General features: G+C 45.3%; 18 protein-coding genes and 2 pseudogenes. 8 read left to right on the forward strand and 12 right to left on the reverse strand.

The genetic code is table 11. The annotated features are described in order from the left end of the window. Positions 1 to 460: 460 nt before the first annotated feature. The 4 genes from ACE1AQ_RS10190 to psaM form a co-directional block, all read right to left on the reverse strand. A complete protein-coding gene (locus ACE1AQ_RS10190) occupies positions 461 to 640 on the reverse strand; it encodes a hypothetical protein (protein ID WP_110543950.1) in 180 nt (59 codons plus the stop codon). Positions 641 to 727: 87 nt separating this feature from the next. Further along, positions 728 to 2,032 (reverse strand): glycoside hydrolase family 15 protein, encoded by a 1,305-nt coding sequence (locus tag ACE1AQ_RS10195; protein WP_110545112.1) that lies wholly within the window; start codon positions 2,030 to 2,032, stop codon positions 728 to 730. A gap of 51 nt (positions 2,033 to 2,083) precedes the next feature. Further along, positions 2,084 to 2,434 carry a hypothetical protein gene (locus tag ACE1AQ_RS10200; RefSeq protein ID WP_106909837.1) on the reverse strand — a complete coding sequence of 117 codons (351 nt, stop codon included), beginning with the start codon at positions 2,432 to 2,434 and terminating at the stop codon, positions 2,084 to 2,086. Between the two features lie 155 nt (positions 2,435 to 2,589). After that, positions 2,590 to 2,682, reverse strand: coding sequence for a photosystem I reaction center subunit XII (gene psaM, locus ACE1AQ_RS10205; RefSeq protein WP_012264462.1), 93 nt, complete (start codon positions 2,680 to 2,682; stop codon positions 2,590 to 2,592). 189 nt (positions 2,683 to 2,871) lie between these two features. Between psaM and ACE1AQ_RS10210 the strand changes: the two genes are divergently transcribed. Next, positions 2,872 to 3,591, forward strand: a complete 720-nt coding sequence (locus ACE1AQ_RS10210) for a TerC family protein (protein ID WP_106909836.1) — start codon at positions 2,872 to 2,874, stop codon at positions 3,589 to 3,591. Positions 3,592 to 4,012: 421 nt separating this feature from the next. Here the strand turns inward: ACE1AQ_RS10210 and ACE1AQ_RS10215 are convergent, their stop codons facing one another. Then, a complete protein-coding gene (locus ACE1AQ_RS10215; RefSeq protein WP_374808356.1) occupies positions 4,013 to 5,611 on the reverse strand; it encodes a CARDB domain-containing protein in 1,599 nt (532 codons plus the stop codon). 7 nt (positions 5,612 to 5,618) lie between these two features. On the opposite strand from ACE1AQ_RS10215, the gene ACE1AQ_RS10220 reads away from it, so the two are divergent. Beyond that, on the forward strand, positions 5,619 to 6,014 hold the full coding sequence (locus ACE1AQ_RS10220) for a hypothetical protein (protein ID WP_374808358.1): 396 nt from the start codon (positions 5,619 to 5,621) through the stop codon (positions 6,012 to 6,014). A gap of 735 nt (positions 6,015 to 6,749) precedes the next feature. Further along, entirely contained in the window at positions 6,750 to 7,232 is a 483-nt protein-coding gene (locus ACE1AQ_RS10225; protein ID WP_106909834.1) for a thiol-disulfide oxidoreductase DCC family protein, read from the forward strand. A gap of 146 nt (positions 7,233 to 7,378) precedes the next feature. Here the strand turns inward: ACE1AQ_RS10225 and ACE1AQ_RS10230 are convergent, their stop codons facing one another. Then, a complete protein-coding gene (locus ACE1AQ_RS10230) occupies positions 7,379 to 8,053 on the reverse strand; it encodes a cadmium resistance transporter (RefSeq protein ID WP_008199882.1) in 675 nt (224 codons plus the stop codon). Between the two features lie 216 nt (positions 8,054 to 8,269). On the opposite strand from ACE1AQ_RS10230, the gene ACE1AQ_RS10235 reads away from it, so the two are divergent. Both ACE1AQ_RS10235 and ACE1AQ_RS10240 read left to right on the forward strand, forming a co-directional pair. Continuing rightward, a complete protein-coding gene (locus ACE1AQ_RS10235) occupies positions 8,270 to 9,532 on the forward strand; it encodes a sulfonate ABC transporter substrate-binding protein (protein ID WP_106909833.1) in 1,263 nt (420 codons plus the stop codon). 12 nt (positions 9,533 to 9,544) lie between these two features. After that, a pseudogene (locus tag ACE1AQ_RS10240) lies at positions 9,545 to 9,729 on the forward strand (thiol-disulfide oxidoreductase); the annotation flags it as partial. A 67-nt stretch (positions 9,730 to 9,796) separates the two neighbouring features. Here the strand turns inward: ACE1AQ_RS10240 and sigC are convergent. The 3 genes from sigC to ACE1AQ_RS10255 form a co-directional block, all read right to left on the reverse strand. Further along, on the reverse strand, positions 9,797 to 11,065 hold the full coding sequence (gene sigC, locus ACE1AQ_RS10245) for an RNA polymerase sigma factor SigC (RefSeq protein ID WP_110545108.1): 1,269 nt from the start codon (positions 11,063 to 11,065) through the stop codon (positions 9,797 to 9,799). Positions 11,066 to 11,283: 218 nt separating this feature from the next. Continuing rightward, entirely contained in the window at positions 11,284 to 12,345 is a 1,062-nt protein-coding gene (locus ACE1AQ_RS10250; RefSeq protein WP_008199876.1) for an anthranilate phosphoribosyltransferase family protein, read from the reverse strand. 43 nt (positions 12,346 to 12,388) lie between these two features. After that, the gene (locus tag ACE1AQ_RS10255) at positions 12,389 to 13,360 is read right to left on the reverse strand and encodes a LysR family transcriptional regulator (RefSeq protein WP_008199874.1); all 972 of its coding nucleotides are present in this window, start codon (positions 13,358 to 13,360) and stop codon (positions 12,389 to 12,391) included. A gap of 157 nt (positions 13,361 to 13,517) precedes the next feature. Between ACE1AQ_RS10255 and ACE1AQ_RS10260 the strand changes: the two genes are divergently transcribed. Beyond that, positions 13,518 to 13,832, forward strand: coding sequence for a hypothetical protein (locus ACE1AQ_RS10260; RefSeq protein ID WP_253257733.1), 315 nt, complete (start codon positions 13,518 to 13,520; stop codon positions 13,830 to 13,832). A 99-nt stretch (positions 13,833 to 13,931) separates the two neighbouring features. Here ACE1AQ_RS10260 and ACE1AQ_RS10265 read toward each other — a convergent pair. Then, a pseudogene (locus ACE1AQ_RS10265) lies at positions 13,932 to 14,228 on the reverse strand (hypothetical protein); the annotation flags it as partial. On the opposite strand from ACE1AQ_RS10265, the gene arsM reads away from it, so the two are divergent. Further along, positions 14,195 to 15,169 (forward strand): arsenosugar biosynthesis arsenite methyltransferase ArsM, encoded by a 975-nt coding sequence (gene arsM / locus ACE1AQ_RS10270; RefSeq protein WP_008199869.1) that lies wholly within the window; start codon positions 14,195 to 14,197, stop codon positions 15,167 to 15,169. The pseudogene ACE1AQ_RS10265 and the gene arsM sit on opposite strands and share 34 nt — an antisense overlap. A 276-nt stretch (positions 15,170 to 15,445) precedes the next feature. Continuing rightward, a complete protein-coding gene (gene arsS, locus ACE1AQ_RS10275) occupies positions 15,446 to 16,423 on the forward strand; it encodes an arsenosugar biosynthesis radical SAM (seleno)protein ArsS (RefSeq protein ID WP_110545106.1) in 978 nt (325 codons plus the stop codon). Positions 16,424 to 16,756: 333 nt separating this feature from the next. Here the strand turns inward: arsS and ACE1AQ_RS10280 are convergent, their stop codons facing one another. After that, on the reverse strand, positions 16,757 to 17,029 hold the full coding sequence (locus ACE1AQ_RS10280; protein WP_002779884.1) for a DUF3143 domain-containing protein: 273 nt from the start codon (positions 17,027 to 17,029) through the stop codon (positions 16,757 to 16,759). A gap of 5 nt (positions 17,030 to 17,034) precedes the next feature. Continuing rightward, positions 17,035 to 17,529 carry a J domain-containing protein gene (locus ACE1AQ_RS10285; RefSeq protein WP_002736811.1) on the reverse strand — a complete coding sequence of 165 codons (495 nt, stop codon included), beginning with the start codon at positions 17,527 to 17,529 and terminating at the stop codon, positions 17,035 to 17,037. Between the last annotated feature and the right edge of the window lie 226 nt (positions 17,530 to 17,755).

Here is a 17,755-nt window from a genome sequence, read left to right on the forward strand (position 1 = left end):
CTACTGTAGAAATTAAGAAACTTTTTAAAAGAGTGTAATTAGGGCTTGCTGAATAAATGTGAAATATAGACGAGGTAAGGGTTTTAGGGGCCTATTTTGCGAAACAGGTGCAAGATTTTGAGAGAATCGTGGTTGAAAACCTTGCATCTTCGGGGCGAAGCATTCGGGCATAACCTATCGCTGAAACCGTAGATTTCCTATCCGAATGCTTCGCCCCTACTTTTTCAGCCAGCCCTAATTAATTTTCTGAGCATAAACTTTTATTATCGGCCCGCGTCCTGTAGGGGCGAAGCATTCGGGCAATAACCTATAGGTGAAACCAGAGATTTTCTATCCGAATGCTTCGCCCGTACTTTTTGCCGCAAACCCTACATAAAGATTTCTACTATCAGTGATGAGGTTATAAGATTGAACTATTGGACAAGCTTCAATGAGATGTCTAATCTCTTGAAAATATTCATTAATCAACAAATTCTATCTCCTCAATTTCTTCTTTGTCTTGCAGTAAAGCTTCTAGCATCCAAGGTTCTCCCATCCATTCATCAAAGTCTAAGGTATGCTGCAATTCATTGTTTTCAAGTCTTCTGAGAAATTCTTGTGTCTGCATTTGATACTTAAGTAGGTAGGCGTTAAAAATCATCAGACACCCCCCTTATCAAGGGGGGCAGGGGGGATCAAACCTAAAATCCATTTCTAATTGAATTATAACCAGCCAAATAGAATTACACTATTTGCTTAAACTTTTCTTAATTAGTTCCAATGCGATTTGTAAATTAGCCTGTGTCCAAAGGAGAGGAGTGGCATCATTAGGAATATATTTTCCCTGTTCTAGATAGTATAATTCGGGACATTTAAACTCACCCACAGGGGAATCTTTTCCCGTAATTTGTCCGAGAGAACGATTGAAGTAATGGGTTTGTAGGTTGAGGTATTTTTCCTGACCTGTACTCTGGAATTTAATGGCAAAAATGGCAGAAATAATCGGATCAAAAATACACCATTGTGCTTCTTCGCCTAGGTTTAATCCTCTCCCTTGTTCCTGTAACCAATTTTCCCTTTCTGTCGATACGGTGGTGCGGATTTCTGGGGGAATTAAGCGATAGTCTCGACACCAAAAAGAATCACCTAAATAGCGACGAATACCGTAATCTCCCTGAAGGTGAACGATAACATTATTAAGAATTTGATCGGCGATATTTGTCTCCACCACTTGTAAGGGATAAATCAAAAAAAGTAGGGCTGCATCATAACTTCTCGCCTGCGGTACTGGTAGAAGACACTCGGCTGGTAAAATACGGTATAAAGCTTGTTCTCCTATCTCAATTAAGTCCGCTAAAAATGCCGGTGTAATCCTGCGATTTTCGGCCGTGAGATTTATCTCTGTCTCGATTAATAACCTTTTTAATTCGCGTAATCCCGCTACCACAACCCCGATGCTAGATGCTTCTATTTTGCGGGTTTCTTCCCAGTGACCGCTATCCTCATCCTGCCAATAACTAATTGCTTGAAAATATAAGGGGAATAGGGCAATTGTTTCTAGACAATCGGGGGAAAGCTGAATATATTTTTCCCGTGCCAAACGACAATAAAACCAGAGAAAATAGCCAAGGGCATCATTTTGTGCGTGTTGCCAAACTTGGTCAATTTCCGTCAGTGTACGTCCCTCAAAACGAATATGAGGACGTTCCCTGATCTTTTCAGGATTAACTCGACCTTGGATAATATTAATAAAACGCCTTTGGAACTTTTGAAAATAGTTCATCAAAGTCTGAATATTCTTGACAGCGATCGCTGTCTGTCCGATAATATAGTGAGAATAAGCCAGATAAACGTTATCCCTCAGCCAAACATTGGCATATCCGGTGTATTCTGTCTCATTGCTGACTAATGCTGCTGGAAATAAGCCATTTTCCAGCTGGGGAAATCTCAAGACATCATTTTCCGACAAAAACGCGGATAATCTCTGGATATCCCCCAGAGAGTAGCGGTATTTAATTAAATCGAGAATTTTTTCGTTGTGAACAACCAGCATCGGCAAAATACTCAAATAATCTGCTCAAAAACGAATTTATCTCGCTCGATTCTACTGAGAAACCCAAAAAATGCGTCTTTGATTAGGATCCCGTCGGGGACTTTGTTCCCCCATCACTTGCCGCGCTTGACTAGGATCAAAGCTGCGAGTAAATTGACCGCGCAATTGATTAACCCGTTCCTCCTTTTCCTGGGCTGCCAAACGCAGTTCTTCCAGTTTTGCCTGTTGCATCTGTTGGTAGGGTAGCAAACGAGCGATCGCAAAAACTGCCGTGATCGAAAGAGCGCTATAGGCAATAATTCGCAGCCAAATCTCGATAACTTGCCAGTTTTGGGATTTATTGACGCTTTTTGGCTTTTTGCTCGGTTTTTTGTCGGTTTGGTTTCGTGTTCGTGCGGTCATAGATTTATGAGTACAAGTAAAATCGGTGAGAAAGGTGGCTAATTACTTTTAAGTTACACCCAATCACTGATAACTGATGACCGATAACCAAAAAAACCCCAATCGGTCTATCCTATAGCTAGGTCAGACGGGATCAGGGTTTATTGAAAGCGACTTTACTTATAAAGTTCCGTCGCTAGACGAAAAGCCAAAATCCCGGGGATTAAAGCAATTACCAGAGCGACTAAAACTTGAGTATCAGAAAGCATTGCTGATTATCTCCTCATAAAGATATTCATCCAATACTTTCCGACATCATCGGGGTCCTCTGCATCATTTCGTTACAAGACTTCATATCTCCCCACCCCGGTGACGGTTATCTCCCCTAGAAAAGAAAGTTGTAAAAGCGTTAAGCTGAGGTATTGCCATGATTACATTTATTTTTACCTGCGGCCTCAATGTTAGACTCGCTCCTTGATTCATCTCTAACCCTTAGTCTAAAAACCCCGTTAATTCTGTTGGTTCTCATTGCCCTAGAAGCGGTATTATCAGCAGATAACGCCATTGCTCTCGCTTCCATAGCACAGGGATTAGGAGATCATCAGCGTCAACGTCAGGCCTTGAATATTGGCTTAGTTTTCGCCTATATTCTCCGTATGGTCTTGATTCTTACCGCCACCTGGGTGGTTAAATACTGGCAGTTTGAACTTTTGGGAGCAGTATATTTGCTCTGGTTAGTCTTTAATTACTTTGCCTCCCCGGAAGACAAGGATCACACCCATCATAGTCTCAAGTTTCAATCTCTCTGGCAAGCTATCCCCCTCATTGCCGTTACCGATTTAGCTTTTTCCCTCGATAGTGTTACCACCTCCATCGCCGTGGCCGATGATACTTGGTTGATCCTGCTTGGTGGTACGATCGGAGTAGTTACCCTGCGCTTTATGGCGGGTTTATTTATTCGCTGGTTAGAGGAATACACCCACCTAGAAGATGCCGGTTTTGTCACCGTCGGTTTGGTGGGTTTAAGATTGCTGTTGCGGGTGATTAGTCCCGATTTTGTGCCGCCAGAATGGATTATGATCAGTTTAATTGCTATCCTCTTTGCTTGGGGTTTCTCAAAACGCAACGATCGAGAACCCGTAGAGAGTGATACCATCCCATCTGATAAATTGCCATAAAATAACCCTCAGTATTCAGTATTCAGTATTCAGGAGACAGCCTTGAATCAGTTATCAGTTAAGCTGTTGACTATCTAGGGTTGGTTGAAAAAGTAGGGGCGAAGCATTCGGGCAATAACCTATCGCTGAAACCGTAGATTTTCTATCCGAATGCTTCGCCCCTACAGGATGCCAACCGATCAAGATGCAAGGTTTTTGAGTCACTAGCTTGAAAATCTTGCACCTGCTTCGCCAAAAAAGCCCCAAACCCCTTACCTCGTCAATATTTCACATTTATTCAGCCAACCCTAGATAGGGTTGGCCGAATATTACTGGAAGCCTTCCTAGAAAACAGTTCTGGCACTTTTTTGACTAAAAAAGTGCCAGAGACAAACGTTCCATTGTCAATCATCGGGCCGGAGCCTTAACAACGAACCCGATTTTAAATCGGCTGAAAGAAATTTGTTGCGACAAACTCGCCAACAGCTAACCCCATGTTAAAAGAATCAATGCAAGCCTCACGGACGTGAACTCCGCCATAAAGACGGCTGATGGCATCTTCCATTCCCGCTTCATGGAAGCTATCGAAATTACGAACGACACCGGGAAGTTCTTGGGAGACAGCACTAAACACATAGTTGTCTCCAAAATATTCGGTCATCACTCCAGCAAATGCTCCCCCCATGGCAGAATGCCCTGACATATAATCCGGGAAAGCTGGCGAATTAACCCCCATTAATGGTGACAGCAAGGGTTTCCAATTGGGATCGCCCACCGTAGAAGCTAACCCGTCATTAGCCGCAAATCCTCCGGCAATTATGTCATCAGGGCGAGGTTGGAGTTCAGTGTATTTCTCTTTCCAAGCGACGATTACCGCATCCGCCAGCGCAGTATTTAACGCGGCAAATAGACTGGCATCTTTTTGCAAGGTATTGCCCTCGTCGACGGCAATACCTTGAGCAATTTGGTTTAAGTGACCGTAGGGACGGAAGGTATCAGCCCGGTCATAAGACCAGAAAACAGCCATTTCTGTCTGGTCTGCATTGCGTAAAGTGGTAGTCAGAGCAGTGTTTTGCAAGCCGCCATAGAGCCGGACTTCTTCAATTTCTTGGGCATACAATGTAGGATTTGTGTCGGGACGGCCATCAAGAGTTACATCAATTTGATTTTGCGAGACAAACTGGTCAATGTCGCCAATCGTCCAAGTATCTACTCCCCCCCAGTTCGCACCCACTGCTACCCCAGCAGTCGGGCCAGAGGTTTCTGGTCTCCAGACATAGGCTCCCGACGGCGGAGTGAAAGGCGTATTGTCGTTAGAACCATCATTAGCGCGTAAATTGAGGCTCTGATTGCCTACTAAAATGCCAAAATTAAACCCCCTGCTTTCAGCGGTGGCACTGTCCAGAATCTCCGCCCGAGAATTGGCTACTTGCTGTAAGAACAAGTTATTTTGTCCAGATAATTGAGTAGAGAGAACTCGATAGGCAGCACCAACTACCGCCATCTCCAACGAGGTATTCCCTGGTGCGTTCACATTTACAGCATAAGAGGGATATAAAGTGTTGAAGGCCTGGACCGTATCATAGACGGCAGTAGAAACCAGCGCCATTAAGCGAGAACCTACTGTCGGCGCGACTCCCCGCCCCGCTTTTCCCTCGGCTTGAATCGCATTTAATGCGATCGCATTCCAGTCGATGACGGCGTTAGTATTGAGTCCCGATACTAATTTACTGGTGACATTATTGGTTTCTACTTGTTCGGCAATTTGGTTATCTGCATCGACTTGAGCAATGAGAAAGTAGGCCCCCGGAGCGATGACTGAAGTATTGTTTTGATACTGCAAGTCTAGGGTGACTGACTGCCCAGCGTTTAGGTTCAAGTTTGTGCTGACACTGGTGAGTAAGGCATCGTTACTGTCAATCTGACCGTCAGTGGAAATGTAGAGTTTGACAGTACTAGGTCCACTGGCGAGCGCCTGTCCTTGATTGGTGACAATTACCTGTGCATTCCCCAGAGCGCCGAAGTCAACTGTACTTGGCAAACTAATCGTGCCAAAACTGCCCACTAAATCTGGTAGTGAGACACTTGAGGTAAAACTTAAGGCAGGACTTGAGGCAGGACTTAAGGCAGGACTTGAGGCAGGACTTAAGGCAGGACTTAAGGCAGGACTTGAGGCAGGACTTAAGGCAGGACTTGAGGCAGGACTTAAGGCAGGACTTAAGGCAGGACTTGAGGCAGGACTTAAGGCAGGACTTAAGGCAGGACTTGAGGCAGGACTTAAGGCAGGACTTGAGGTAAGACTTGAGGTAGGACTTGAGGTAAGACTTGATTTTTGGTTGTCGTCAACTTTTTTTGGTATCTGTTTTCCGTCAGTATCAAGTCCAATTGCACCTAAAAAATCAACTTTGTTCAAAAGATCATTTAAATCTTTTCGGGAGAGTTGATTTAAATTTTTGTCACCGACAGCATCCTTTAACAACTCATCAATCTTACTGGTCGGGTTTGTACTATTTGGTATTCGCTCGTTCTCGGTTACTTTCTTTTGCTCATCGCGGGTGTTTTCCGGCGATGAGTCGGCGGTAGTTACAAGAGTGGTTGACTTCATGGCAATAAGTTAGAAAAGATTATAAGGCATTCAAGACAGAAAGCATGGAAGCTTAACTTGTTGTTGCGCTCCAGCAGCACACCTATGTCACCATCAGTAGAAATTTACAGGTTCACAGTACGAGTACCGCTTGCGGTCGCAACGCGCTCGCTACGCGAGATCGCCTGTCTTTGATGGGCGACCATTACCTGTGTATTTCCCCCATCTGTGTGAAAATAGTCCTAAGATTGGAATCATAAGCACAATTCAAACTTGAGTTTTGCGACACAACTAAGTGATCTGCATCACACACTTAAGTGATCTGCATCACACACTCTAGCCCAGATAATCCATGAAGTCAATCACTTTTTACGTCTTCAATCATAGATTTTTTTCGATGGATACGATTATAGTCATTTCATGGCATTTTTCTAAAGTCATGGCAGAGATGGTCACTTGCCCTCACACCCAAACCCTGGGAATTCGTTCAAGGAGGAGGTGGGAGAGGGGAGTACTATGTCTGCCACAAATAAAGAAAAATGCTGTCAAACCCCAACCATTCACTAATCACTAAAACGAGAATCCCTAGAAGATCATGTCATCTTTACCGACTCAATCTGCCGATACCTTAGAAAATTCTACTCGATCGCCCTCTTGGAAAATTAAACTCCTCTACGATGGAGAATGTCCCCTCTGCTTGCGGGAGGTCAATTTTCTGCAAAAACAGGATGCTGGGAGAGGATTAGTTGCTTTTGTCGATATTGCCGCCGAAAACTATAATCCAGAGGAAAATGGCGGTATTTCCTTTGCGGCAGCCATGGGACGAATCCATGCTGTACTAGCCGATGGTACTATCATTCAAAATGTGGAAGTGTTTCGCCAAGTCTATGACATTTTAGGCATCGGTTGGATTTATGCCGCTACCAAATGGCCGGTTATTGGGTTTCTAGTGGATATTATCTATGAAATTTGGGCTTCTTGGCGATTAACCTTAACCGGAAGACCGAATTTACCAACAATCTTAGCAGAGCGTCAAAAGCGTCTGGAATGCAACTCATCAAATCGTTGTTCTCGCTGAGTTAAAATCTCCTAACTCTACACCCCAGTCAGAATCACCCCCTGGGATGTGATAATTCTGCCTAGGAAATAAATGGTGTTTTATTCTCTCTTCCTGAATTTTGACTCCCGTGGGATCTGGAGATTGGCGTTTACGGGGGGTCTAATTTAGCCGATGGGAATCAACAGGCGATAGGAGCCGTTATCGAGAATAATCCGTAGGCCCAACCACATCAGCACAAAAGGGAAAAGCTTACTCGCATAACGGCTGAGGACAACCGCGATCCCCGGTTGGCGGGTTAGATTATAGGAGAGAAATAACCAAGTACAGACGATTAGATAGCAGATCGGGATGATTACGGCTAACTGCGCCACGGTACTATTGGCGAATAGGGGAATATAGATACCGAGATTATTGCCGCCATTGGATATCGTGACCGCGGAAACTTTATAGGTTTGGCGATCTCTGAGGACTTGAGCGAGGGATAGTCTGCGGGAGGCAAACCCATGAAATTGGGCGTTTCTTCGCAAATTAACCTTGCGATCTGCGGTTTCCCTCTCGTTATCGCGATTTAACGTCAGTAAATTTCTCACACCGATGAGGATCGGCAGCATTCCGAGAAGACCGATATAAATCGGTGGGATGATTAGGCCGAGTAGAAAACCGACCAAGCTAACCAATACCAAGGCCGTAAACCCGACTAGCTCGCCGACGACAACGTGAACCGGGCGAAAGGTACGATTTACCTCGCTAAAGAAGCCGGTTAGATAAATATTGTCGTCGAAGGTGGTGGCTATGCCGGTGGCCACCGCGATTTTGACGATTTCGATCAACCAATCCATCCATACCACCTCGATCTCTCAAATGCGGGCGCAATTTTATTTTGAAACTATATCATTTTCAATACATTTATAAATGTACTTTGTTACACAATCGAGGAGTCGTGGATTTCTATAGTATGTAGATAAAACTAATGGCAGCTATGCCGAGGGAGTTGGGAAACCCTTCCCTCTTGTCCCCTTTATCGATAATAAATCTTGTTTTCTGCGAGAAATCCCATGCTCCACCGTTCGATTAAGTGTCTCTGGAAACCGTGGCGAAATTGCCGGGGAGTTCTTCCCGCGCTGCTTTTTTTGACCAGTCTGGTGGGGAGCTTTCTCCTGGCTCGATTTTCCGACACGAACGCAAAGCGCTCGCTACGCGAGATCGCCGTCGGTCAAAATTCTCCCTCGGATAACCCGATTCTGAACCTCGTCGATAGCTTTAAATTCCCCCGGAATACCACTCCCCGGCTATTAGAGACCGTGGGATTATTTATCGCCGGAATTCTCTTCTGTATCCTGATCGATCGCTGGTTCAAGCGCTCAACCCCCGACCCTATCACTCCCCTCGCCAAACAAGCGCGGCGGCTAGGAACCATCAAGATCGGCTATCCCGAGGGCATGACCAATCTGGAAGTTCTCCGCGCCCAGGCCTTTCTGGAAAGACGCTTAAAACCCTTGGGGGTGACGGTAACGTGGACGAGTTTTCTGGCCGCTTCCTCTCTGATCGAGGCCTTAAGCAACGGAACGATCGACTTTTGCGGTGGTGGCGGTACGGCGAGTATTTTCTCCCAAGCGGCCGAACACGTCTTCGTCCGGGTGGCCAAAGAGAAATATACCGCCCCGAAAGGTCAGGCGATTCTCGTGCCAGAGGATTCGCCAATAGAGACTTTGGCGGATTTAAAAGGAAAAAGAATCGCCTTCGATCGAGGTTCGAGCGCCCATTATGTCCTCATCCGCGCCCTGATGAGAGTGAATCTAGAATTAAGCGATATCGAACCGGTGTATGCGACTCAACCGGAAGCGCTGGTGCTTTTCCGTCGCGGTGAGATCGACGCTTGGGTGGTCTGGGTTCCCTATTCTCCCACGGAGACGCGCAGCTATCCGGGAAGGTCGTTGGCCGATCTAGAGAGTATCTTTGGGGAAAACGCCTCTGTAGAAGTGCCGACCTATTATTATGCGGTTCCCGAATTGGTGCGGGATTATCCCGATGTACTGAAGGTGATTTTAGAGGAGGTGAACGAGGCGGGGGCCTGGGCCAAACAACAGGAGTTAGAGGCGACGAGACGCTTGGCAGCTCACCACGAGATCGATCCGGCGATCGTGGCTAATCTCGAACAAAGGGCCTCTGAACGTGCCATTATCCCGATCGATGATCGCTCTCTGACGGCCCTACAACACCAAGCTAATATCTTCCGAGACCTGAAGCTGATCCCCCATCGGGTCAATGTGCGCGACGGAACCTATACCCTACAGACAAAACAAAATTGGACATATTAACCGGACAGGGGCATTTTGGGCATCGGTTGGATTTATGCCGCTACCAAATGGCCAGTTATCGGGTTTCTAGTGGATATTATCTATGAAATTTGGGCTTCTTGGCGATTAACCTTAACCGGACGACCGAATTTAAAAACAATCTTAGCAGAGCGTCAAAAACGTCTGGAATGCAACTGACAAATCGTTGTTCTGGCTGAGTTAAAGTCTCCTAAAAAAATAGGGAGTATTTAACTCCCTAGCAGGGTTCTTCTGTTGATGATCTAACTAACTCAACGCTTCAAAATAATCGCGAATTTGGTTACGTCGCTGGGGTTGACGCAGTTTTTGCAACGCTTTCGACTCAATTTGTCGTACCCTTTCCGGGGATAATTCCAAAGTGCGACCGATAGCAGCTAAAGAATGGGATTGACCATCGAGAAAACCATAGCGCAATTCAATCACTTCTCGTTCGCGAGTGGTTAAATCTGCCAATAATTCTCTGATATCTCTTTGCAAAGATTCATCGACAAAATGATTTTCTGAAGACACTGCTTCGGATTCCAAAAGGTCTAATAATTCCGTATCTTTTTCCTTACCCACTTTTATTTCTAAGGAAACCGAACGCGGCACTTTCATCAACAATTCCCGCACCTCTTCAGGAGTCAGAGCTAACTCTTGGGCAATTTCCTCTACGGTCGCAGTGCGACCGCGCATTTGTGAGATTTTCCTTTGTGCCTTCTTAATTTTGTTGAGTTTTTCGGTAATATGAACCGGTAAGCGAATAAGCCGGCTTTGAGTTGCGATCTCGCGTAGCGAGCGCGTTGCGACCGCTCTCGTCATTCCTTGACGGATCCACCAGTAGGCATAGGTACTAAAACGATAGCCTTTGCTGGGATCAAATTTCTTGACAGCCTGTTCTAAACCGAGGGTTCCCTCTTGAATCAAATCCAATAATTCTAAACCGCGATTCTGATATTTTTTGGCCACCGACACCACCAGACGTAAATTGGCCTTGATCATCTGTTCTTTGGCACGGGTACCAAGGGCAATAATTTCTTCTAATTCCCCCACTTCTAAGCCCGCTAGGTGCGCCCAACGCTGTTTTCCTGCTTTTAAAGCATTTTTTAACTCAGGCACGCTGATTTGCGCGGTTTTTGCCCAGCGTTCTAGGGGGGGACAATGGGCTAATTGAGCGGTTAGCTGATCGCGAACCTCCATTAACTTGACAAATTGCTGTAGTTGTGCATCACCTTGTTTAACGGCAGTGGCGCGCAATTTCACTAAAGACAGATGACGCTGCACCCGTTGCGCTTGTTCAACTTCCTCGTCTCGTTTGAGTAGAGGCACTCTGCCGATGTCTTGTAGGTACAAAAATACTAAGTCGGTAGTTGTGCCGTTGCTGTAGCTTTTTTGGGGACTAGATACTAAATCATCTTCTAAATCACTGCCGAGAAAATCTTCATCTAGGTGGAGGGAGTTTTCCTTCAGTTTTAAGATAGAAAAAGAGGGAGAGATAAATTCACTTTTGATCGTCGAGGGGTTAATTGCAGACATGAGCGCTTTTCTATGGGCGACTGTGATAGGAATTACAAACTTCTAAATCGTTTACCGTAGTCATAGCTTTCCCACTGGAGCGAGAAAATGATGCAGTCGGGAAAGTTTTTTCCCAAAAGTATTTATCTTGAAACCAAGTCTGGGGTTTACCTTCTTGGCCTAACTTCTCGAATTAATGATTGATTTAGAAGTAATTTTCCCTACAACCCTATTCCTATCTATTCCTGATTTTCCAGATAATTAGAGATTTGTTCTAGTTTAGCCAGGGCTTTTCCTGACTGTAAAGATTGTTCTGCTTGCTGGAAACCGGTGGGGATATCTGGGGCAATTCCACAGCGCCAAAGATAAAAACCACCGTTAAAAATTGCCGCATCGGTTAATTCATTATTTTCTCCGGCTAATAAACCCTTTAATTTAGCGGTGAGCAATTCTAAAGATTCCAGGGGATAATCCGAGGGACAGAAGCCATAATCGCGAGGATTTAGGAAAAATCGCTGAAAGGAAGGGGGATCGGTGGGATTTCCCAGACCGATAATTGCCGTCCGATTACAGGCTAAATCACAACTCCCCTCTAATCCTTTCACGGTGGTGAAGTGAGAGATATTTCTCAGGGCAAAAGTTTCGCGAAAACGATCTTCGGTGGGGGGATGAACAAAACCCGATATCTGATGAATATTACCCACAAAAGGCGACCAGATTAACTCTACCGTGGCCATAGGCGGACGTTTACCGATTTGCTCCCGATAGGTAACAAAATTCTCTACTAGGGGAAAATGGCGGGGAATATAGAAAAAAGTCAATCCTGTGGTGATTAAACAGTCTTTCACTGCTGCTAAGGATAATTGACTAAAATCTGCTCCTAATTGCTGCCAGATTTCCCTGAGGGAAATACCGTATTTAGTCGGCATTCGATCGCCCCCGTGCAGGACTACGGGAACCCCTGCCGCCGCTAAGATTAAAGTAGTGATCGGAGTAACCGGGGTAGTGCGAGAACGTCCATCGTAGGGATTGCCAAAAATAGCGATCGGATGCTGAAAAGAGGCTGATTCTAGGGTTATTTCTGGGCCAAGCTCGGCGTAGGCATCAAGCATTCCCGCTAACTCATCGCTGGTGGGGCGTTTAATGCGATGGGCAATCATGAAAGCACCGATTTGGGCGGGGGTTGCCTCTTGGGTTAACATCATCTTGGTGGCCATTGCCGCTTCGGGACGGGTCAAATTTTTGCCCGTATGGGTGCCACTACCGATCGCTTTTAATAATTCTCGAAAAGTATCGCTCATCTCAAGGAAGAAAATAAAGAGTAAATGGGATTGATGGGGATTGCTAAGGCTGGACGTGGTGATTTTCTAAGCTTTTAACCATAATTTGCCGCATTTGCCGCACTAATTGACAAAAATGAGCGATCGGTGGTATCTGTAGGCGATCGCTGGTGGTGACAAGGACTACCTGACGGGTGAGACGATGACTAAATTTACCATTATTAAGATGGGGATTTTCGCTACTAGGGGAAGCAAGAGGACGAATGGCGAGGGTGGCATCGCTATGGGCCTCCATCAGGGCCGATTGGGGCAGAAGAGCGATAATATTACCCTGACGCACCACACCGCGAAAAGCATCGAGGGTGTTTAATTCCATGACAGTTTTTAGGTGGGCATCCTGACGAGAAAACCATTCTTGTACTAATCTTTGCATCCCGTAGCCATCTTTGAAAACCACTTGCGGATAGGGGATTAATTCTGACCATGGCACTTCTTTGTATCGGGCGAGGGGATGATTGGCGGCCATGAGAATTTCGATCGCTTCTTCGTATAATATTTCTACCACCATCTCCGGGCTAGAGGTGAGAAAACGATTATTCATTACCAAGGCCAGATCTACTAAACCATCCCGCAGCACTTTTAGGGCGCGATCGCTGCCTAGGGCTGTAACTCTTAACTGAACTTCTGGGTATTCAGCACAGAATTTCGGCAAAATCGGCGGTAAATAGTGGGCGCAGACGGAATGAATCGCCGCCACGCACAATTCTGGCTGTTTTCCTGCCTGTAGGTCAGTGATTTCCCTGTGAATATTCGTCCATTCTTGACAAATTCGTTTCGCCCGGGGCAGTAATTTCTCGCCGGCAATGGTTAATTTCGCTTGGGCGGTACGATGAAAAAGAGGTAAGCCCAAATCGGTTTCTAGGGATTGAATCTGGCGGCTGATAGTCGATTGGGTGACTCCACACTGGCGCGCCGCTTGACCGAAATTGCCCGTATCGGCTACGGCTAAAAAGGCTTGCAATTGCTCGATCCGCATTCTTTCTGGTTTTAATTACATTCCGTCATGACCTTATGACAATAACGAATTTTATTCTGACTTTTGGTAGAAATTGCTACCGTTTTCTCAGTTATCAGTTATTTCAGCGGTCAGCCTTGAACTACTTCTCGCTCACAATCGGGCTGTTGAACTGTAGTTGCTCAAAAATGATAAGATAGATGCAATAAACCAGATTGAGTCTGAGAAAAAATCAAAAAGGCAATTTATTCAGACTAAAGCCAAAATCAAAGATGGACAATTAATTATCGAGCAACCCCATCAAGATTTGCCAACAGACACAGAGGTTGAACTTGTTATTATTGTCCCCGATAAAAACAAACAAGTTGAGTTTGAACAAGCGCGTACTAATATGCAAGCTGCATTTAAAGAAGCAGGTATCGAAACTCAGGAACAGATTTTAGAGCTTATTCGTGAAGTTAAGCAAGAACTGTTTCAGGAGCGTTATGAATGAGGAGAATTTTTTTAGATACAAATATCTACATTATTGGTCAATTAAAGCCTCTTTCACCAGCAGAACAAATCCTTAAATGTTTAGGATATTATACTCCAAATAATCAATCTTCAATAAAACACAACTATTATCTTTAAGTTGATAGATAACAGGATAGCCGCTACTTTTGCCCTTGTGAATATTGCTGTTTTTGATGCGAACTTTAAAGACAGTGTAACCCGTTTCTGGGATTTGAGCGCCGATGAACTTGGCTATCTAAAGGTGATCAGTTAGGGGTTAAAGGTCAGTACAAATGCTAAGATAGCTTTGGGCGAGGATGGGAAGTCGATCCTTGAATTGATCAGAGAAAAGGAGTTTAAAGGATGAAAATGACTTATCTGGAAGCCACTGCCAAATTTTACAGCGAAGTAGCCCAAACTCCGGAAGTGGGGCTATGTTGTGTCCAGGGCAGTCCCTTGCAACTGCCGGGGTTAAAAATCCCCGCCATTATGCAGGAGATGAACTATGGTTGTGGCACGACGGTGCAGGTTAATGAATTGGGCAATTCTCCCAGGGTTTTGTATGTGGGTGTGGGTGGTGGTTTAGAAGCACTGCAATTCGCCTATTTTTCCCGTCGTCCGGGGGGAGTCATTGCGGTGGATCCAGTGCCGGAAATGCGTTGGGCAGCCCAAAGAAATCTCGGCGAAGCACTGCTGGAAAATCCCTGGTTTAGTCTCGATTTTGTGGAAATTAGAGATGGTTCTGCCTTTGAATTGCCGGTGGAGGATGCCTCCGTCGATGTGGTGGCGCAGAATTGTCTTTTTAATATCTTTAAACCAGCCGATTTACAGTTAGCTTTACGGGAAGCTTTTCGCGTCTTAAAACCGGGAGGACGTTTACTGATGAGCGATCCGATCGCCCTTCGTCCAATTCCCGAACATTTGCAAGAAGATCAGCGTTTACGCGCTATGTGTCTATCGGGGGCCTTGACCTACGATGATTATATTCAACAGTTGATTGCTGCTGGTTTTGGTCAGGTAGAAATTCGGGCCCGTCGTCCCTATCGTTTACTGGACTGTCAGAGTTATAATTTAGCCGAGCCGCTCCTCTTAGAAAGTTTGGATTCCGTTGCTTTTAAAGTAGCTATTCCCGAAGATGGGGCTTGTATTTTTACGGGCAGAACTGCTATTTATACTGGTACGGAGGCAATTTTTGATGATGGTGCTGGGCATATTTTAGCCAAAGGATTACCGGTGGCTGTCTGTGATAAAACTGCGAGCAACTTAGCTCGTTTCTCTGCCGAAGATATCCTCATCACCGAGTCCACTTGGCACTATAACGGAGGCGGTTGCTGTTAAAAAAGCAGCGTCGAGACAAGTTTGATCCGTCAGTTATCAGTTATCAGTTATCAGTTATCATTGATTAGAACGTAGGTTGGGTTGAAGCATGAAACCCAACGCTATTTAAGGGTTTAGGCTCATTTAAACTACTAATTTGCTATAATCAGTCTAGGAGAGCCTCAGTTATTAGATGTGAGTAATCAGTCATGATTGATTACTGATTACTGATTACCTTTCACTGATTACTGTTTACTGTTTACTGTTTACCTTTCACTGATTACTGATTACTCTCCCATGACTCCTTTTGTTGAGAAACTAAACACTCTTTTAACTAAGCAAAAAATCTCGGTTCTGCAAATTAATTTGGGGAAAAGATGTAACCTTGCTTGTAGCCATTGTCATGTGGAAGCTAGTCCAGTTCGCTCCGAAGAAATGACTCCAGAAGTGTGCGAACAAATTATCGAACTGATCGCAAGATTTCCCCAAATTAAAACCGTCGATCTGACTGGCGGCGCTCCGGAAATGCTCTACGGTTTTAAGCCAATTGTGGAAACCTCTAGAAAAGCGGGGAAAGAGGTAATCGTGCGCTCGAATTTAACTATTTATTTCGAGAAAGGATTTACTGATATTCCTGAATATTGCGCTGGCCATCAGCTGCGGGTGGTGGCTTCTTTACCCTGTTATCTTGCCGATAATGTGGATAAAATGCGCGGTCTGGGAGTCTATGATCGATCAATCGCCGCTTTACAATGGTTAAACCGTCTCGGCTACGCTCAAGAGCCGAATTTGATTGTGGATTTAGTCTATAATCCCCAGATTCCTAAGTCAGAGAATTTTTCTCTCACACCGGATCAGGTATCCCTAACACGGGATTACAAAAAGTTCTTGCAAGAACATTTTAATATTTCTTTTAACAATCTGTTTACTATCACTAACCTACCCGTCGGCAGGACGCGCTTCCATCTGGAACACCAGCAACTCTATCAACCCTATCTTCAATTCCTCGAAGACCATTTTAATGGCGATACTGTCGAGCATTTGATGTGTCGTAATCAGCTTTCCATTGATTATTTGGGTAATATCTATGACTGCGATTTTAATCAGATGGAGGATCTGGCTGCTTGCACCAGTCAAGGACAAAAATTAACCCTGTCGGATTTATTACAAGCGGATAGTTTAGATGTAATTACAGAGGTACAAACCGCTTCCTATTGCTACGGTTGCACTGCTGGCAGCGGTTCCAGTTGTGGGGGAGCGTTGATTTCAGTCTGAACAAGTGTACTGGATTGACAGCGTGTCTCGGACAATTTAGTACAAATGCTCGGACTAGCTCTCCTCGCTGCCAACTGCGGTGCTGTCTTAACGGGGTAGGGTGTGGCCCCCCCCCAACCCCCCCGACATCGGGGGGGTGGGGTGTGGGGTGTGGGGTTTTACCGATTTTCAGGTGGTCAATTAGTCAATTTTCAGGGAAAAAGTCCCTGAATTCTCCCCCCGATCACTCCCAGATCTGGTACTGTTTGGAAACCAAAAAGTCTAAAAGTCTTACCTAACAAGGTTTTTAGATTTATTGAGCAAGCCTTAGATAGTCAAAAGTTTAACCGATGATTAGGGACCAGAAAAAACCGCCGATTCGATATCTTGGCGACTAAGGGAGTATTTAAAAGCGCGATTGATGTCACTGCCGTCATTGGCTGCCCGAAAGTAACGAACGGTGATTTCTTCGATTTCGAGGCAGATTTCCGCTTTCCATGTCGGTTTTTCCACAGTCCAACAGTGGATATTCTCGGTATTTTTCCGACAACCTAATTTAACTAGCCATGCTTCGATCGCCGGTAAGGGATGATTATAGAGGGGAGTATCGGCAGTGGGAATCTTCATCGCATCTAAATCAAAAATAATTGGGCTACAGTGACGGCATTCTCTCCTCGAAGCATAGCAATAATCACCGCTAGTAACAAGCAGCCCAGCAGGGTGAGTGCCAAGATAAACAAAGCAAAAATCTCTCCCGAAGATAGGGGGCGATCGGTCGGATCGAGATAGGCGCTACGATTAGCTATGGGTTGATCGCCATCGGGGATGGTTTGGATGACATTCCAGCGCGAGTAACCTATCTGTAAATCATACAGGGAACGGCGATCGGGATTACTCAGGGTGGCATAAGCTTCGTTAAGACGCTGGAATTTAGCCGTTGCCACTTCGGGGCTGAGTTCGGTAGTATCGGGGTGGTATCGTTTACTCAGTTCCCGATAGGCGCGTCGCACTTCGATCACCGAGGCACTCGGATGTAGTCCTAGAATGGCATAATAAGTATTGGCAAAGCGCGAGTTAGCGGCAATGACTCGCGAGGTGGTTTGGGAATTATCGCGCTCGAAGGTCACAAGATTTTTTACCGAAAAATTGGGTTTAAAGCCTCGCCCTTTTAGGGCGACTTTATCTGATGTATGATATTAAGAATAGCGGGCCGGGTAAGCAACCGCTTAAAAAACCCAGTCATCGCAGGATGAACGCACCTTGAAAACTAGAGTTATGGGGTTCTATAGGGGAATGCTCCTATAGGTAAAAGCTCTAAGCGTCAAGTACCAGAGAAACCAATTATTTTAGAGG

It is taken from the genome of Microcystis sp. BLCC-F209 (genome assembly GCF_041928595.1).
Classification (GTDB): Bacteria; Cyanobacteriota; Cyanobacteriia; order Cyanobacteriales; family Microcystaceae; genus Microcystis.

Coding starts and splice junctions, on each gene's coding strand:
- arsS (WP_110545106.1), top strand. CDS start 15,446: ATGACTCCTTTTGTTGAGAAACTAAACACTCTTTTAACTAAGCAAAAA.
- arsM (WP_008199869.1), top strand. CDS start 14,195: ATGAAAATGACTTATCTGGAAGCCACTGCCAAATTTTACAGCGAAGTA.
- sigC (WP_110545108.1), bottom strand. CDS start 11,065: ATGTCTGCAATTAACCCCTCGACGATCAAAAGTGAATTTATCTCTCCC.
- ACE1AQ_RS10230 (WP_008199882.1), bottom strand. CDS start 8,053: ATGGATTGGTTGATCGAAATCGTCAAAATCGCGGTGGCCACCGGCATA.
- ACE1AQ_RS10255 (WP_008199874.1), bottom strand. CDS start 13,360: ATGCGGATCGAGCAATTGCAAGCCTTTTTAGCCGTAGCCGATACGGGC.
- ACE1AQ_RS10210 (WP_106909836.1), top strand. CDS start 2,872: ATGTTAGACTCGCTCCTTGATTCATCTCTAACCCTTAGTCTAAAAACC.
- psaM (WP_012264462.1), bottom strand. CDS start 2,682: ATGCTTTCTGATACTCAAGTTTTAGTCGCTCTGGTAATTGCTTTAATC.
- ACE1AQ_RS10200 (WP_106909837.1), bottom strand. CDS start 2,434: ATGACCGCACGAACACGAAACCAAACCGACAAAAAACCGAGCAAAAAG.
- ACE1AQ_RS10190 (WP_110543950.1), bottom strand. CDS start 640: ATGATTTTTAACGCCTACCTACTTAAGTATCAAATGCAGACACAAGAA.
- ACE1AQ_RS10250 (WP_008199876.1), bottom strand. CDS start 12,345: ATGAGCGATACTTTTCGAGAATTATTAAAAGCGATCGGTAGTGGCACC.
- ACE1AQ_RS10225 (WP_106909834.1), top strand. CDS start 6,750: ATGTCATCTTTACCGACTCAATCTGCCGATACCTTAGAAAATTCTACT.
- ACE1AQ_RS10195 (WP_110545112.1), bottom strand. CDS start 2,032: ATGCTGGTTGTTCACAACGAAAAAATTCTCGATTTAATTAAATACCGC.
- ACE1AQ_RS10235 (WP_106909833.1), top strand. CDS start 8,270: ATGCTCCACCGTTCGATTAAGTGTCTCTGGAAACCGTGGCGAAATTGC.
- ACE1AQ_RS10280 (WP_002779884.1), bottom strand. CDS start 17,029: ATGAAGATTCCCACTGCCGATACTCCCCTCTATAATCATCCCTTACCG.